The organism is uncultured Maribacter sp., from assembly GCF_963974015.1.
Lineage (GTDB): Bacteria > Bacteroidota > Bacteroidia > Flavobacteriales > Flavobacteriaceae > Maribacter.
Map to the genome: position 1 here is coordinate 24753 of NZ_CAXBBZ010000014.1, position 13903 is coordinate 38655.

The 13903-nt window shown below is 36.0% G+C and carries 10 protein-coding genes; 6 read left to right on the top strand and 4 right to left on the bottom strand.

Annotated features, from left to right (window positions below; genetic code table 11):
- Positions 1–12 precede the first annotated feature (12 nt).
- A complete protein-coding gene (locus tag AACZ41_RS14675) occupies positions 13–2778 on the bottom strand; it encodes a discoidin domain-containing protein (protein WP_339629310.1) in 2766 nt (921 codons plus the stop codon).
- 123 nt (positions 2779–2901) lie between these two features.
- On the opposite strand from AACZ41_RS14675, the gene AACZ41_RS14680 reads away from it, so the two are divergent.
- From AACZ41_RS14680 to AACZ41_RS14700, 5 genes are all read left to right on the top strand, one after another.
- Positions 2902–4338, top strand: coding sequence for a sulfatase (locus AACZ41_RS14680; protein ID WP_339629311.1), 1437 nt, complete (start codon positions 2902–2904; stop codon positions 4336–4338).
- Positions 4339–4539: 201 nt separating this feature from the next.
- Positions 4540–5625 carry a histidine kinase gene (locus tag AACZ41_RS14685; RefSeq protein WP_339629313.1) on the top strand — a complete coding sequence of 362 codons (1086 nt, stop codon included), beginning with the start codon at positions 4540–4542 and terminating at the stop codon, positions 5623–5625.
- On the top strand, positions 5622–6335 hold the full coding sequence (locus AACZ41_RS14690) for a LytTR family DNA-binding domain-containing protein (RefSeq protein ID WP_339629315.1): 714 nt from the start codon (positions 5622–5624) through the stop codon (positions 6333–6335). The genes AACZ41_RS14685 and AACZ41_RS14690 overlap by 4 nt, the downstream gene beginning before the upstream one ends.
- Before the next feature lie 38 nt (positions 6336–6373).
- Entirely contained in the window at positions 6374–7084 is a 711-nt protein-coding gene (locus AACZ41_RS14695) for a methyltransferase (RefSeq protein ID WP_339629316.1), read from the top strand.
- 55 nt (positions 7085–7139) lie between these two features.
- Positions 7140–8318: an acyl-CoA dehydrogenase family protein gene (locus AACZ41_RS14700; protein ID WP_339629317.1), complete on the top strand. Its 1179-nt coding sequence runs from the start codon at positions 7140–7142 to the stop codon at positions 8316–8318.
- A 176-nt stretch (positions 8319–8494) separates the two neighbouring features.
- Here AACZ41_RS14700 and AACZ41_RS14705 read toward each other — a convergent pair whose 3' ends face one another.
- From AACZ41_RS14705 to AACZ41_RS14715, 3 genes are all read right to left on the bottom strand, one after another.
- The gene (locus AACZ41_RS14705; protein ID WP_339629318.1) at positions 8495–10792 is read right to left on the bottom strand and encodes an FdhF/YdeP family oxidoreductase; all 2298 of its coding nucleotides are present in this window, start codon (positions 10790–10792) and stop codon (positions 8495–8497) included.
- Between the two features lie 95 nt (positions 10793–10887).
- A complete protein-coding gene (locus AACZ41_RS14710) occupies positions 10888–11253 on the bottom strand; it encodes a hypothetical protein (RefSeq protein ID WP_339629319.1) in 366 nt (121 codons plus the stop codon).
- Positions 11254–11523: 270 nt separating this feature from the next.
- Entirely contained in the window at positions 11524–12402 is an 879-nt protein-coding gene (locus tag AACZ41_RS14715) for a sugar phosphate nucleotidyltransferase (protein WP_339629321.1), read from the bottom strand.
- Positions 12403–12543: 141 nt separating this feature from the next.
- Between AACZ41_RS14715 and AACZ41_RS14720 the strand changes: the two genes are divergently transcribed.
- Positions 12544–13896 carry a Gfo/Idh/MocA family oxidoreductase gene (locus tag AACZ41_RS14720; RefSeq protein WP_339629323.1) on the top strand — a complete coding sequence of 451 codons (1353 nt, stop codon included), beginning with the start codon at positions 12544–12546 and terminating at the stop codon, positions 13894–13896.
- The last annotated feature ends 7 nt before the right edge of the window (positions 13897–13903 follow it).

Genomic DNA, 13903 nt, shown 5'->3' on the forward strand with positions numbered 1-13903 from the left:
ATTGAAATTCGTTTATTTAGATAGTTCGTTTTTGGTGGTTAGAGCATATAATTTTAACTGTCTTATACGCCACGGTATTTCATTCTCATCTTTTACCGTAGAAGTCAATTTAAATTTCAGGAATTTTGTCAAAACCGGATTGAAATCTAATTTAAAATCTTGATCTGTACCTTCACCTTTATCCAGTACAACCCAATTTTCTCCATCCTGTGAAGTCGATATTTCATAAGAATTTGCAAATGTTTGTAATGGCGGTGGTGACCCTTCTCTCCAGCCCCTTGAAATGGGTTGTGAATTGTATTGTAAGCCCGTAAGTGCTATAGCATTTGGAAATTCAATTTGAAACCACATTCCTTCCTTTTGATTTTCACCTGTAGTCCATCCTTCAAAATTAAATGCACTTTTTGGGGAAGCGGTTCCTCCAATTCGATTAGGCGCCGTATGACTTGCCGTAATCTTCCAATCGGGTTGTAATGGTAATGAAGTCGGTACAGAGTGTATCAATTCAGGATATCTATATGTTCCTTGTTGGTCAACTGTTTTCGCTCTTACTTCGGCAACATATTCGCTCGTTACCATTGAAGCTTCGTTAGATAGGTTATTTCTAATATAAGAGGCGATTGCAGCTACCCATTCATCAGATTGTTCTTTATTTCCTACCATAATGCCAGCTGGATAGGTTTTGCCATCTAAGGGTCCTTCTAGACCATGTAGAATGGTTTTAATGATATATTCTGGATGTTCTTGTACACGTATTGATCCAGATAAAGGTGGTGCCATTATGGTTCCATTTCCTAAAGGAGTTCCTGTGCCATCGTTACCGTGGCATTGTACACAAAGTTCATTGAATATAATTCTGCCTTTTTCTAAACTTTCTTGTTGAACATCGCTTAAAAGAATTTCATTTCGATTCCAACGATTTTCTTGTTTTATAGGGGTTAATATTTGAGTGCCCACCGTTTGTATTCCTTTTGCTTGATTGGTTTTTATAATCTTGGATAGTGCTTTTTGATAATCTGGTATCTCTAGAAATTTTACGGTCAACATGGCTTGTAGGGCTACATCTATGTTGTCATCCTCCAATAATTTTAAATAGGATGTTGCCAGACTTTTATTCCCAGATTTATAAAATGTTTCGCTGGCGCGGATTGCTTGTATTCTTATTTTAGGATTAGAATCTTTAAATAGTGTTTCCAATTGGTCTGTTTGTAGTGCTCCAAGTCCCTCTAGACACCAAATTGCATGGGCTCTAGCTAATTGATTTTTATTTGACAATGCTACCTTTCGTAGCTCTGGCACCGTACTTTGATCACGTGAAAGAACAATTAATTGTTGGGCTTTATCTCGCCACCAACCATTCGGGTGTTCCAGGTACTTGATCAATTCAACTGGAGTTTTATCGAACATTTTGGGTTGGGTCTTGTCACGTTCTTTACTTTCATGGGTAATACGCCATATTCTACCTAGTCCTATAACTTTGTCCAATTGGTATTGTTCTATTTTGGTTCTTAGATAGGTGCCTTTTTGTGCCCACTGCCCTTCTTGAATAATACCATGATACATATCGGTAATATATAATGTGCCATCGGGAGCGGTGGTCATGTCTACCGGTCTGAATAAAGGATCGGTAGAACGAAGAAATTCTGATTGTTCTTCTTGAAAGGCATTGTGTAATGTGGTTAAACCTTCAGATACGACAGGATTAATTTGTCTTACGATTCTCGCAACAGGCTCGCCATAGAAATACTGGCCATATAGATCGGCTGGTAGCCGGTCACCACGGTAAACATCGTTGCCTGCTGAACCGGTGACACTGTTCAATGATCCATCTGCCTCTCTTATTTGATCCATACCTCCTTGCATGTCTGCAATTTTAACTGCGGCACCATAGGGTATTTTGAATCCTTCTTCAAGTTCATTTTCTATCGTGTAATTGCCATAATGAATGGGAAATTGAAAATGAGATGGAACACCACTAGCGCCACCTTGAAACCATAACTTTCCATCATCATCATGCGTAACACCCCATTGTGCTCGGTTATATCCTGTTTTTTCCCTTATTACGCCATTTGGTGTTTCTTTAACTCTAAATGCATTTACCGTACTGTAGAGCCAATTATCCATTCCATAATACATGAATGCCTGTTGATGCTCCACATTGCCAGACCTGCCATATTTATTGGTGAAAAACTCTTTTTTATCGGCTTTACCATCTCCAGTGGTATCTGTATATTTATATACATTGTCGGTGTCTGATTCCATAGTTAAAATACAATCCTTACCGTATGGTAATACAAACCGCGGAAAAATTAAACTATCAACAAATACGGTTCCTGTTTCATAGATGCCATCATTGTCTTTATCTTCCCATCTGGAGATTCTGCTTTTTGGGTCTAAAGTACCATCAGAATCTGCTGATAACATATAGGTTCTTAGTTCTAATACATACATTCTACCGTTTCCATCAAAAGAAATGGCGCCTGGTTGTTCAATTTGGGGCTCTGTTAGAATGGGTTCTATATGATACCCTTCTGGCAATAAAAACTTGGCAGCCTGTTCTTCTGGATAAAGTGGAAGTACTGGAGATTTCGGTTCAAGGTCAATTCCTGCCCAATCTTCACCTTTTGGGTCTGCATCTTCTGGAAGGGTTAACATTGGAAGTGAATCTGACATGGAGTTAATAACAACATCTACTGGTTTGGGAGTAGTATTTTCCCGTTTACAACTAAAAAGCAAATGAGAAGCGATAATAAGACTTAAAAACAATGTATATTTCATAGAAGATGCTAATGAAGTAATCGTGATTGAGATGAATTTCTAATCTTGAAATTATGAAATTTTACATTGATTCATTAGTATATGAAGTAGAATCTGCATATTTGTTCAATAGAATCACATTTTATGAGTTCAAAAGTTATTTATATCCTATTTCTAACCCTATTTTTTTGTCAAAATAGTAAAAGTCAAGAATCTATAAAGCAACATTTTTCATCACCGAATATTATATTAATTTTTACCGATGATCAGGGTTACAATGATGTGGGTGTATTTGGGGCGGAAGATATTTCGACGCCCAATCTTGACCAAATGGCTAAAGATGGAGCAAAACTCACAAATTTTTACGCTGCTCAAGCGGTTTGCTCTGCTTCAAGAGCGGCTATTCTTACCGGTTGTTATCCCAATCGCATAGGTATTCACAATGCATTAATGCCAAATAGCAAGGTTGGACTCAACCCGAAAGAGACTACCCTTGCAGAAATGTTGAAAAAAAAGGGTTATGCTACAGCAATATTTGGTAAGTGGCATTTAGGTGATGCGGAGAAGTTTATGCCTACTAAGCAAGGTTTTGACGAATATTTCGGAATACCCTATTCGAACGATATGTGGCCATTACATCCTCAGCAAGGCCCTGTTTTTGATTTTGGTCCATTACCATTATATGAAAATGAAAAGGTAATCGACACCCTTACAGATCAGACAAACTTAACAACATTGATTACCCAGCACAGTGTTGATTTTATTGAACGGAATAAAGACAATCCGTTTTTTCTTTATGTTCCGCACCCTCAGCCCCATGTTCCTCTTTTTGTTTCCGATAAGTTTAAAGGAAAGTCGAATAGAGGTCTTTATGGTGATGTAATTATGGAGCTAGATTGGTCGGTTGGTGAAATAATAAAGTCCGTAGAAAAAAATGGTTTGACCGAGAACACGATAATAATCTTTACTTCGGATAATGGACCTTGGTTGGCATACGGTAATCATTCAGGTAGTGCATTGCCATTTAGGGAAGGTAAAGGAACCGCATGGGAAGGTGGACAACGAGAACCTTTTATTATAAAGTATCCGAAAGAGATTGAAAGAGGGATAGTCATTGATGCGCCACTAATGGCTATAGATATTTTGCCATCCCTCGCAGAGGTAACAAATTCTAAATTGCCTGAGGAAATAATTGATGGCAAAAGCGGGTGGAGTTTATTGACCGGTAAAACAACTGAAAGTCCGCAAGAGGCTTATTTTTTTTACTATCGAGTTAATGAGTTATTCGCAGTGCGTTATGGAAAGTGGAAGTTATATTTTCCGCACACATATAGAACTATGGACGGTCAAGAACCTGGGAAGGATGGCTTGCCTGGTGACTACAAAATGGTTGATTTACAATACATTGAATTGTATGATCTAGACTCAGATGAAAGTGAAACAACAAATGTGGCAACGAGTAACCCAAAGGTAGTCGCAAAGATTCAAAAACTAGCTAATGGCATGCGTACAAGATTGGGAGATTCTTTACAGGAAATAGAGGGTCTAGAGAATAGAGCTCCAGGTTCTGAGGGTCAATAAGGCTATAGATTATCTTTTAAAACCATAAATTTATAATCTATTAAATTGTTATGATAATTTCTATGCTTTCATTATTCTTTATCATATAATCTTTTTGCATCAATGTATTAAAATATTTGCTTTTGTTATGATAAATAGTATCAACTAAAGATTTACGTTAATTGAATACAAATTAGATAAAGGTAGTATTACTTAGAATATATGGATATTAGAATAGTTAACTTTCTTCAAAACACTTATTTACAAGATGGTAATTGGAAAAAAATAGGTCACCACGTCTTATTTTGGTCAGTCTATTTCGTATTCAATACGTTACGTTGGAGTAGTATTCATAATGACTTCATGCTTTCCTTAAAAACCAACTTAATTGGTTTTCCTATTCATATGCTATTGGCGTATGTAAATGTGTATTACCTAATGCCTAAATTCATTTACACGAAAAAGTACTTTCATTATGTTATTTATTTTCTCTTGTCACTTTTTATTATGCTGTTGGCTAAATTTAATCTAACCTACTATTTAGTGAGTACCGATGTAATGCCGGAAAGCCCAGAAAGGGTTAGTAGTCTAACATTGGATTATGCTGTACAGACTATGATCGGTGAAGTTTATGTAACTTCATTTTTCACGGCTATAAAATTGACAATAGATTGGTTGCGCGAAAGTAGCAAGCTACACGATTTAGAAAAACGGCAACTAAAAACTGAGTTACGTTTTTTAAGGTCTCAGGTATCGCCGCATTTTTTCTTTAATACACTAAATAATATATACTCTCTTACTTTAGATAAGTCAGATCAAGCTCCTGAGGTTATTCTTAAATTATCGGAACTAATGCGGTATTTGCTATATGCAACCAAGAAACAAAGACAAGATTTGACCAGTGAGATAAATTGTATTAAGAATTATATAGATTTGGAGCGTATTAGATTTGATGATAATTTAAAGATAAAAATGAATATTTCAGGAAATCTAGACAATTGTAAAATTGCCCCTATGTTATTGATTCCTTTAGTGGAAAACTGTTTTAAACATGGTGCAAGTAAGAATGTTGGTAAAATGAAAATAGATATCGATTTGCAAGTCGTTGATGGTTTTATGAATTTTAAGGTGTCAAATACAATACCTAATTCCCATAAAGAATTTAAGTATCCTGTAGAGTCGGGTGGTATTGGACTTTCTAATGTGAAAAAACGTTTAGAACTTGGGTATGCTAAAAGCGATTATGAGCTATCTATTTTCGAAGAAAATCAAATGTTTAATGTTATTTTAAAACTTAAGGTAATATGATTTTGAAAGTGATTGTTGTAGATGATGAACCATTGGCGGTTAATGTAATTAGAAACTACATTCTCAGAGTAAAAGAGTTGCAATTAGAAGGTATATTTTCTAATGCTATGGATGCCTCTACTTTTTTAAGGGACAACTCTGTCGATATCATGTTTTTGGATATCAACATGCCCTATCTCGATGGTTTAGAATTTTTAAGCACGCTTCACAAAAAGCCATTTGTGATAATGACTACTGCTCATGAAGAGCATGCACTAAAGAGTTTTGAGCTTGAAGCAATAGATTATTTGGTTAAACCTATTTCTCTACCAAGATTTTTTAAGTCTGTAGATAGAGTTATTGGTTTGAAACAGGGGGCTAATAAGGTGGCAAACGACAAAGATGAAAAGCCTTCTATTTTTGTAAAGGTTGATAAAAAGAAATTGCAGAAGATATTTCTTTGTGAAATAATGGTCATTGAAAGTCTTAAAGACTACATCAGAATAATCACTCCCACGGCAAAATATATTATTCATAGAACCTTAAGTAGCTTTACTGATGAGTTGTCTGGCGATAATTTTATACGAATTCATAGGTCTTACACCATAGCAGTCGATAAGGTCAGTGTAGTAGAAGGTAATAGTGTTGAAATTGGCGGAATACGATATACAATTGGCAGAAGTTATCTGAACGAAGCAAAAAGTAGAATCTTGAATAATTTGAATGAGTAGCGACCGTAAATTAGTAACCAATTTTAAATGGAGTTTTAATGAGCGGGCCTTTTCGATTTAAACAATTTGAAATCAATCAAGATCGGTGTGCAATGAAGATTGGTACTGACGGGGTTTTACTTGGCTCTTGGACTGATATCAGTAATGCTGAATCTATATTGGATATTGGTGCGGGTACCGGTGTAGTTGCATTAATGTTGGCACAGCGAAGTTCAGCTGAGGTAGTTGATGCAATCGAGATTGATCCAGAAGCGTATGAGCAATGTGTAGATAATTTTGAAATATCACCCTGGGGCGATCGACTTTATTGCTACCATGCCGGTTTAGATGAGTTCATTGAAGAAATTGAAGATTTATATGATTTAATTGTTTGCAATCCTCCTTTTTATACCGAAAGTGTTACCTCAGGTGATTTGCAAAGAGACCAGGCTAGGCAAAATGATTTTCTTCCGTTCGAAGAACTATTAGTAGGGGTTTCAGTATTAGTTTCTGAACATGGAATCTTTAGTACGATAATACCTTTTAAGGAAAAAGATGATTTTATACGAATGGCAGCATCACATCAATTATTTCCAAGTCGTTGTATGCATGTAAAAGGAAACCCTGCTGCCGAAGTAAAAAGGGTTTTATTAGAATTTACTAAGAAAGAAAAAACATGTGAAGTGCTAGATTTAATAATTGAAATAGAGCGACATGTTTATACAATGGACTACATTAATCTAACAAAAGATTTTTATTTAAAAATGTAACTATACGGTTGCATAATGTTATATTTCTTTAATTATCTTTGATAAAAGCAATGTTATGAGACCTGATTTATTTGAAGCACCAGACTATTATAATTTAGATGATTTATTTTCTGAAGAACATTTATTGGTACGTGATGCAGCGCGCCAATGGGTGAAAAGAGATGTGTCACCTATAATTGAGGAATATGCACAAAAGGCAGAATTTCCAAAACAGATTATTGGTGGTCTTGCAGAAATTGGTGCCTTCGGTCCATATATTCCTGAGGAATATGGTGGTGCAGGGTTAGATCAAATCAGCTACGGACTCATCATGCAAGAAATTGAAAGAGGAGATAGTGGAGTGCGGTCAACAGCATCGGTTCAATCTTCTTTGGTCATGTACCCAATATTTACATACGGTACCGAGGAGCAACGAAAAAAATATTTACCGAAATTGGCAACTGGGGAGTGGATGGGGTCATTCGGATTAACAGAGCCTAACCATGGTTCTAACCCAAGCGGTATGGAAACCAAATACAAAGATATGGGTGACCATTATCTTTTGAACGGAGCCAAATTGTGGATATCAAATTCTCCATTCTGTGATATTGCAGTGGTGTGGGCAAAGAATGAAGAAGGTCGTATACATGGTCTTATCGTGGAACGCGGTATGGAAGGCTTTACAACACCAGAAACACATAATAAATGGTCATTAAGGGCTTCGGCTACAGGTGAATTGATTTTTGATAATGTAAAAGTACCTAAAGAGAATTTATTGCCGAATAAGTCAGGTTTAGGAGCACCTTTAGGATGTTTGGATTCTGCTAGATTTGGAATCGCATGGGGTGCTATTGGGGCTGCAATGGATTGTTATGATACTGCATTGAGATATGCAAAAGAGCGAATTCAATTTGGGAAGCCAATTGCTGCAACACAATTACAACAAAAGAAATTAGCCGAAATGATTACCGAAATCACCAAAGCTCAATTACTAGCTTTTCGTTTAGGTCAACTGAAAAATCAGGGAAAAGCAACAACAGCGCAAATTTCAATGGCAAAAAGAAACAATGTTGAAATGGCTATAAATATAGCGCGTGAAGCAAGACAGGTTTTAGGCGGTATGGGTATAACGGGTGAATATAGCATTATGCGGCATATGATGAATTTAGAAAGTGTCATAACTTATGAGGGTACTCATGATATACATTTGTTGATTACCGGTGCTGATATTACAGGTATGCCAGCATTTCAATAAAATAGCATTTTACTTTAGTAGCCATAGCATAAATCTCAATCTATCTTTGAGTAGCTCTAGTAAGATGTGTGCATGTTTATGATATAAAAAAGCCGATGTTTTCATCGGCTTTTTTTATGCTTTATGGTTTAAAATGAGTATGTATGTAACAACCGAAAATAAAGTGTTTTAGATAACTATTTCTTTACCAATCTTACCTTTATTGATTTACTTATTGGAGTTTTACTGCGATCTGCAAAGTGATTATAGGGTACCAAAACGTTTGTTTCAGGAAAGTAAGAAGCCAAATTACCCGATGGTATATTATATGGTACTACTTTGAAATTATGTGCAACTCTTACGGTAGAATCATAAGTACTTGTAATATCAACAATATCTAATTTTTTGAGGCCTACAGCTTTCATATCATTAAGATTCATAAAAATCACCCTTCTGGCATTATATACTCCACGATAGCGATCATCTAATCCGTAAATAGTGGTGTTGAACTGGTCATGAGAACGTATGGTCATTAACATGTATTCATCTTTTGCCAATTCGTGAAGTGGTAACTTGTTGATAGATATCTGAGCTTTTCCATTAGGTAGCATGCTAAAATCTAAATCACGTACATTATTTGGTAAGTAGTACCCTGCACCTTCTGAGCGTTCTTTAGTTTTATAAAACCCTTTTGCTACTTGGTCTATTTGTGTTCTAATTAGTTCGTAGTCATCACCTAAAGATTTCCAGTTCATAGAGTGGTTATCGCCAAAGAAAGCATGACCTATATTGGCGATAATTTCTGGTTCACTCATGACAGTGTTTGAAGCAGGCTTTAAAATACCTTTAGATTTTTTTACCCTTCCCATGCTATTTTCAACAGTGAAGTGACGGGGCATACCGTTTTTAATATCTTTTTCTGACCTGCCTATCGTTGGCAGAATCAATGCAGTTTTACCGGTAATTAAATGTGTTCGGTTCAACTTGGTGCTAATTTGTACTGTAAGGTCACAGTTTTGTATACCCTTGGCGGTGTATTCCGTATCTGAGGCAGCCATTACAAAATTACCGCCAAGGCACATGAAAATTTTGGCCTTTCCTTCATACATGGCTTTCATTGATCCTACAACATCCACTCCTTCATGATCTGGTGGGGTAAAGCCTAAATATTTTTTAATACGTCCGTTCATTTCTTTGTCAACGAAATGCTGAATGCCAACACTTCGGTCGCCTTGCACGTTACTGTGACCGCGAACAGGGCATGTTCCTGCATTCCGTTTGCCGATAGCACCTTTTAATAAAAGAAGATTTACAAATTCACGAATGTTTTCGACTCCATTTTTATGTTGGGTAAGCCCCATGGCCCAACAGACAATGATTTTAGATTTGTTGGCTAAAAGAGCAACGGTTTTATCTATTTTATCTTCAGGTACTCCGGTCAGGTTTAATAGCTCTTCAGATGAATAGGTGTCTAAATCGGAAATAAGTGTATCGTAACCGTTGGTATATTTTTGAATAAAATCATGATCAAATACATTTTTATGTTCTTTATCTAAGACTGCTAGTTTTTTTAATATCAATTTTATTAATGGAATATCTTGATTGATGTTTACAGGTAGATGTATATCTGCCATGTCCTCACCACCGCCAATCCAACCTTTTATATTTTGAGGATTTTTAAAATTCACTAATCCTGATTCCTCAAGTGGATTTATGCTAATGACTTTACCACCATTCTGTTTGCATTTTTCTAAAGCAGAAAGCATTCTGGGATGGTTCGTGCCCGGGTTTTGACCTGCAATTAGTATTACTTCGGCTTCGTAAAGATCTTCCAATGTCGTTGAACCTTTACCGATACCTAATGTTTCACCTAGTGCTACACCACTACTTTCATGGCACATATTTGAGCAATCTGGTAAATTATTGGTTCCTAATGCACGGGCGAACATTCCATATAAAAACGCAGCTTCATTACTTGATCTACCAGAGGTATAGAAAATCGCCTCATCAGGATTGTTTAATTTCTTTAATTCCGATGCAATTAATTCAAAAGATTCATCCCACGAAATAGGTTCGTAATGAACGCTGCCAGGTTTAAGCACCATCGGTTCTACCAAACGTCCAAATTTGTTAAGTTTAAAATCTGTTAATTGAGATAGTTCTTCAACCGAGTTTTTTTGAAAAAAATCTGCACCAATATGACTTGTAGTTGCTTCATCACCCAATGCTTTTGCTCCATTTTCACAGTATTCTGCCACAGGTGAAGGATGTTCAGGGTCTGGCCATGCACAACTAGGGCAATCGAAACCATCTTTTTGGTTCATGCTCAGTAAAGTTCGCATAGAACGGAGAACGCCCATTTCCTTAAAAGTATGTTTTAACGCTTCTCGTACGCCTAAATAGCCTGCTGCATGTGTAACAGGTTCCTTTATTTCAATTTCAAGAAAATCTTCTGACCCTCTAAAAGATACTTTTCGATTCGTATTAGACTTCATAACTTAAACTTAGGAATTGTAATGGTAAACTTTAGGTTTGTTTCTGTTAAAAAGTGTTCCTTTTAAAACAAGACCTTAGTTGCTAAGATGAAAACCTAACCTAATTTGGGGTTTGGATAATTGTCCGATTGGTCTTCGATAGTATTATCTAGACAAGTGAAATCTTTTTCTAGAAGTAAGTATAATTCATTTTCCTTAGATGTTTTCAGGACATTGTCAAACGTGATGATGTTGTTTGCATACCAAGATTTTCCAGTTGTGTCTGGCATTTCTAAAGTAATACTGTTATTATTAAAACTGATATTCAGGTTGTTAATATCCTTTTTTAGAACAACTCCGTAATTGAATTCTTGATTACCAAAATTAGTGCTATCATAAATCTTCCCATTTTCTGAAAGCGCTTTAACCTCTGTTTGGGTCAATCTAAACCGAATGGAATCGCCTTTTATTCGAATTTTCATAGCTACGAATTTAGTTTACAACAAAAATAGCCCATCTCACCACATAATATGAGCGGTTGACATCAATTTGTTTTTAATAGTTAACCTTCCTCGTAAGTTTACAGTGTAATAAAAAACGAATTAAATTTTTTTCATTTTCATATAGTGTTCTCGTAAAAGAGTCCAATCTCATAAAGATTGGACTCTTTTTAGTTTATCTCATTCTAAACCAAAAGAAAACCTCATTAGAACATTTGTTCTAATGAGGTTTTTATAAATATTCCAAGAAAATTAACTCCAAATAGGAGCAGGGTATTTTCCTGAGTTAGATTTTTCCTTTAGGCTATTCATTGCTTTTTCTTTATCACTTGCATAAGTTACGCCGAACCAATCTCCACCAGAAGGTATGCATTTTACTTCTATCTCGTTTGCTTGTAGCATCTCTTGTATCATCAATGGGATATAAAGCTCACTGTTTGCAATACGTTCATCATCATTTAAAAATAATCTGAATTCAGATTCAATCTTATCGAAAATGGAAGGTCTGCAAACCCAAAAGTTCATACTAGCCTGCTCATCTCCTGTGAAATCTAAATTTGTATCTTCATCAACAATTTTATCTTCTTTTTGAATTAGTTTAAGTCGTTCTTGAACAGAAACCAGATTATCACCTTCAACTTCACATACACCTCTAGAAACAGAGCCATGTTCTGATAATGTGTCTTTTAAAGTATATCCTAATAGGGCATATGCGTTATCATCCGATTTCATAAAATCAGCAGCTCTCTTATAAGCTGATTGACCATAAAAATCATCAGCATTAATGACTACAAACGGACCATCGATAACATTTCTTGCTGTCCAAACGGCATGAGCTGTACCCCATGGTTTTTTACGCTCACCTGTGAATGTAACTCCGTCAGGTAGATCAGTAAGTTCTTGTGCAAGAACATCTAGTTTTATAGTTTTTGGTAATCTTTTTGAAAGGTGCTCTTCTAAAAAGGAAACATTTTCTTTTTTCGTGATAACTACAATTTGCTCAAAATTGTTCTGTATGGCATCATAAATAGCGAATTCCATTAAAAATTCACCGTTTGGGCCCAAATCATCGAATTGTTTAAGTTTTCCATATCTACTACCGCTACCAGCAGCCATTAAAAGTAAAGTCATGATTTTTGTGTTTAAAAAGTCAAAAGTATGAAATGCTATGATAAATTATCTGTCAAATTAGATGTATCACGATTAAAATTGATGATTAGTTAATATTAGTCAAGTAGTTTTTATAAATTCAAAGCTTATAATTTGATGAATATGAGCTCTAGAAGAAATTTTATTAGGAATGCATCAATTGCAAGTATGGGAATAGTAGCAGTGCCAGGGTTCGCCCGAAATACTTTTAGCGCTACAGATAAATTGAATGTTGGATTGATTGGAGTCGGACTAAGAGGAACCAACCATCTGCAAAACCTATTGTTGAGGAAAGATGTGAACGTTACTGCGATTTGCGACGTTGACCAAGAACGTATAGCTATTGCTAAAAAGCATATTGCAGAAGCAAAAGGAAAAGCTCCAAAAGTATTCGGCTCTAATGATATGGATTATAAAAATCTTTTGGCCTTGGCAGATGTTGATGCCGTAGTAATAGCGACACCATGGCTTTGGCATACCCGCATGACGGTAGATGCTATGGAAGCAGGAAAATATGCTGGGGTAGAAGTATCAGCTTCAAATACCTTAGAAGAATGTTGGGATTTGGTCAATACTCATGAGCGTAGTGGTACCCATATGATGATATTAGAAAATGTAAACTATCGTAGAGATATTTTGGCCGTGCTCAACATGGTGAAACAAAATGTTTTTGGTGAGCTAGTTCATTTTAGATGTGGCTATCAACATGATTTAAGACATGTTAAGTTTAATGATGGAAAAACGGCCTATGGTAAAGGAGTTGAATTTGGGGAGAAAGGTATTTCTGAGTCTAAATGGCGAACTGAACATTCAGTGAAACGAAATGCAGATGTATACCCAACTCATGGTCTAGGTCCTATTGCTGTAATGGCAGATGTTAATAGGGGAAATCGATTTTTATCAATGACTTCTCATGCTACAAAAGGTATAGGTTTACATAATTATATTGTAAAAGAAGGTGGTGAAACTCACCCAAATGCAAAAGTAAAATTTAAGCAAGGCGATGTCATTACCTCTACCATAAACACAGCTAATGGCGAAACTATTATTATTACCCACGATTGTAATTTGCCCAGACCTTACTCTTTAGGGTTTAGGGTTCAAGGTGCTAATGGCCTTTGGGAAGTGGACGGAAGTAGAATTTATGTAGAAGGAGAATCTGAACCTCACACTTGGAGTGAAGCACAGCCATGGTTAGAAAAATTTGACCATCCACTTTGGAAAAAGTATGGCGAATATGCTTTAGATGCCGGTCATGGGGGAATGGACTTTTTTGTAATGAATTCATTTATTGAATCTGCGAAAGAAAATATCGCTCCACCATTAGATGCTTACGATGCTGCAGCTTGGAGTGCTGTTACACCACTTTCTGAGGTATCTATAGCAAATAATGGTGAACCTCAAGATTTCCCAGATTTTACACGAGGTCTTTGGATGAATAGAAAACCGTATAATTGGATGAAAGAAGCTTATTAGAATATAA

Coding starts and splice junctions, on each gene's coding strand:
- AACZ41_RS14675 (WP_339629310.1), bottom strand. CDS start 2,778: ATGAAATATACATTGTTTTTAAGTCTTATTATCGCTTCTCATTTGCTT.
- AACZ41_RS14680 (WP_339629311.1), top strand. CDS start 2,902: ATGAGTTCAAAAGTTATTTATATCCTATTTCTAACCCTATTTTTTTGT.
- AACZ41_RS14685 (WP_339629313.1), top strand. CDS start 4,540: ATGGATATTAGAATAGTTAACTTTCTTCAAAACACTTATTTACAAGAT.
- AACZ41_RS14690 (WP_339629315.1), top strand. CDS start 5,622: ATGATTTTGAAAGTGATTGTTGTAGATGATGAACCATTGGCGGTTAAT.
- AACZ41_RS14695 (WP_339629316.1), top strand. CDS start 6,374: ATGAGCGGGCCTTTTCGATTTAAACAATTTGAAATCAATCAAGATCGG.
- AACZ41_RS14700 (WP_339629317.1), top strand. CDS start 7,140: ATGAGACCTGATTTATTTGAAGCACCAGACTATTATAATTTAGATGAT.
- AACZ41_RS14705 (WP_339629318.1), bottom strand. CDS start 10,792: ATGAAGTCTAATACGAATCGAAAAGTATCTTTTAGAGGGTCAGAAGAT.
- AACZ41_RS14710 (WP_339629319.1), bottom strand. CDS start 11,253: ATGAAAATTCGAATAAAAGGCGATTCCATTCGGTTTAGATTGACCCAA.
- AACZ41_RS14715 (WP_339629321.1), bottom strand. CDS start 12,402: ATGACTTTACTTTTAATGGCTGCTGGTAGCGGTAGTAGATATGGAAAA.
- AACZ41_RS14720 (WP_339629323.1), top strand. CDS start 12,544: ATGAGCTCTAGAAGAAATTTTATTAGGAATGCATCAATTGCAAGTATG.